The 2,722-nt window shown below is 71.3% G+C and carries 3 protein-coding genes; all 3 read right to left on the reverse strand.

Annotation, left to right across the window (positions count from 1 at the left end; genetic code table 11):
* A partial coding sequence (locus tag KDM41_17825; protein MCB1185281.1) for a VWA domain-containing protein occupies window positions 1-428 on the reverse strand: 428 nt, incomplete at its 3' end.
* Complete coding sequence (locus KDM41_17830) at window positions 428-1,324, reverse strand: DUF58 domain-containing protein (GenBank protein ID MCB1185282.1); 897 nt, start codon at window positions 1,322-1,324, stop codon at window positions 428-430. The genes KDM41_17825 and KDM41_17830, both read right to left, overlap by 1 nt.
* Window positions 1,321-2,256: an AAA family ATPase gene (locus tag KDM41_17835; protein MCB1185283.1), complete on the reverse strand. Its 936-nt coding sequence runs from the start codon at window positions 2,254-2,256 to the stop codon at window positions 1,321-1,323. Before KDM41_17835 ends, KDM41_17830 begins: the two co-directional genes overlap by 4 nt.
* Window positions 2,257-2,722: the final 466 nt, after the last annotated feature.

Genomic DNA, 2,722 nt, shown 5'->3' on the forward strand with positions numbered 1-2,722 from the left:
CGCACCCGGCTGCCGGCCACCAGCACCTGCACCGCCGCGTCATCCGGCAGGGCGCGCACCATGGCGGCCACCGCGTCGCGCGCCGCGTCGAGCCGCGTGCCGCCGCCCGGCAGGCCGGTGTTCATGCTGGCCGACGCGTCGACCACGAAGAGGACCGAACGCACCCCGCTGCCCGCCCCCAGCCCGCCCCAGCGGGGCCCGGCCGCCGCGAGGGCGACGCACAGCAGGGCCAGCACCCGCAGCAGGAGCAGCAGCCAGCGCCGCACGCCCAGGCTGCGGGCCTGGCGCGCCTGCACCTCGTCGAGGAAGCGCAGGTCGCTGAAACGCTCCCGCCGCACGCGTCGCCGGCTGAGGAAGTGGATGATGACGGGCAGGGCCGCCGCGAGGGCGCCGAGCAGCAGGGACGGGTTCAGGAAGGAGATGGGCATCAGTACATCCGCCGCCGCTTCTGCAGGTAGGCGCCGAGTCCCGCCGCGAACGGCGTGTCGGTGGAGATCTCGACCAGATCGACGAGCTGCCGGCGGCACTCGCGGCGCAGGGTGTCGCGCCAGGCGTCGAAGCGGGCCCGGTAGCCCTCGCGCAGGTGGGCCGGCTCGAGGCGCACCCGCTGGTCCGGCTGTTCGAGCGACTCGAACTCCACCTCGCCGTCGAAGTCGAGGGCGATCTCCCGGGGATCGAGGATGTGGAAGACGACCACCTCGTGACCCCGGTGGCGGAAATGCTTCAGACCCGCCAGGATCCGCTCCGGCTCGTCCATCAGGTCGCTGAACAGGAGCACGAGCCCGCGCCGCTGCACCCGCTCGGCGACCCGGTGCAGCACCTCGCCGAGGTTCGTGCCGTGTCCGTCCGGCAGCCCCTCGAGGACCTTCAGCACCTGGAAGAGCTGCCGCCGCACCGAGCGGGCGGGCACCATCTGCAGGGGTTTCTCGTCGAAGGTGACCAGGCCGACCGCGTCGTTCTGGCGCAGCAGCAGATAGCTGAGCGCCGCCGCGAGATACGAGGCGTAGCGGACCTTGGTGGGCCTGTTCTCCGCGCCGGTGTAGCCCATGCTCGCCGAGCAGTCCATCAGCAGGGTCGCGCGCAGGTTGGTCTCCTCGGTGAAGACCTTCAGGTAGTGGCGGTCGGTCTTGGCGTAGACCCGCCAGTCCATGTGGCCCACGGGCTCGCCGGGGATGTACTGCCGGTACTCGGCGAACTCGGCGCTGAAGCCGTGGTAGGGGCTCTTGTGCAGTCCCGTCAGGAAGCCCTCGACGACCAGGCGCGCCACGAGGTCGAGGCGACCGAGGCGACCGACCAGCTCGGGCGAGAGGAGCTCGTGGCTCACGGGGCGACCTCGTCGAGGATCAGCCCGATGATGCGATCCTTGGCGACGTTCTCGGCTTCGGCGTGGAAGTTCGAGACCAGGCGGTGGCGCAGCACGGGCAGGGCCAGGCGCCGGATGTCCTCGAGGTCGGGCGTCGGGCGGCCGTCGAGCAGGGCCCGCGTCTTGGCGCCGCGGATGAGGAACTGGGCGGCGCGGGGACCGGCGCCCCAGGCCAGGAACTCCTTCGCGGCGGCGGCCTCCTCGCCGCTGCCCACGCGCGTCGCCCGCACGAGCTTCACCGCGAAGCGGGTCACGTTCTCGGCCACGGCGACCTCGCGCACCAGGCGCTGGCTGGCCAGCACGGCGTCGGCGTCGAGGCTCCGCGCGAGTTCGACCTCGGCCGCGCCGGTGGTGCTCTCGACGATGGTCATCTCGTCGGCGAAGTTGGGATAGCCGATCAGGACGTTGAACATGAAGCGGTCGAGCTGGGCTTCGGGCAGGGGGTAGGTGCCCTCCTGCTCGATGGGGTTCTGGGTCGCGAGCACGAAGAACGGGCTGCCGAGATCGTGGGTGCGTCCGCCGGCGGTGACCTGGCGCTCCTGCATGGCCTGGAGCAGGGCCGCCTGGGTCTTGGGTGGCGTGCGGTTGATCTCGTCGGCCAGGATGACGTTGGCGAAGATCGGACCCCGGATGAACTTGAACTCGCGGTGGCCGGTGCCGTGGTCCTCCTCGAGGATCTCGCTGCCCGTGATGTCGCTGGGCATGAGGTCGGGCGTGAACTGGATCCGGTTGAAGCTGAGGTCCATGACCCGGGCGAGGCTGCTGATGAGCAGCGTCTTGGCGAGGCCGGGAACGCCCTCGAGCAGCACGTGGCCACCGCTGAACAGGGCGATCATCATCTCGTCGATGACGTCCTCCTGGCCGACGATGACCTTGGCGATCTCCTGGCGCATGGTGCGGTAGTTCTCCCGCAGGGTGTCGATGTTCCGGGCGGCGTCGTCCACGGGGGATCCTTTCGGTGATGCGCGGGGGGCCGGGTCGTCCGGCCGGTCGCACAGACGATATCGCCGGGCCGGACGAACGTCCACCCCTCTCGCCGTGCCGCCGCTTCTACGGGCCACCGGGCCGCCGGTTCCCGCACCGCCCGCGACGCCCCGCGGGTCCGGGTTCCCGTTTGCACGAAATTCACCTTGTCGGCGGGCCGGACCGGGCATTGATTTGCGCCCCCACCGCGACGGCGGGGCGCATTGGCCGTGGCCACCGCCGCGGACGTGGCCTATGGTGACGCGGCGCCGCCGGGCGCCACGGAACCCCGGGGCGGACCGCCCGAGAGAGGAACGGATGCACAAGAGACTGTACCGGAGCGTCGAGGACGTCCTCGACCGCATCGACCACAGCGCCGGGGACGAGCGCATGCTG

The organism is bacterium, assembly GCA_020440705.1.
Classification (GTDB): domain Bacteria; phylum Krumholzibacteriota; class Krumholzibacteriia; order LZORAL124-64-63; family LZORAL124-64-63; genus JAGRNP01.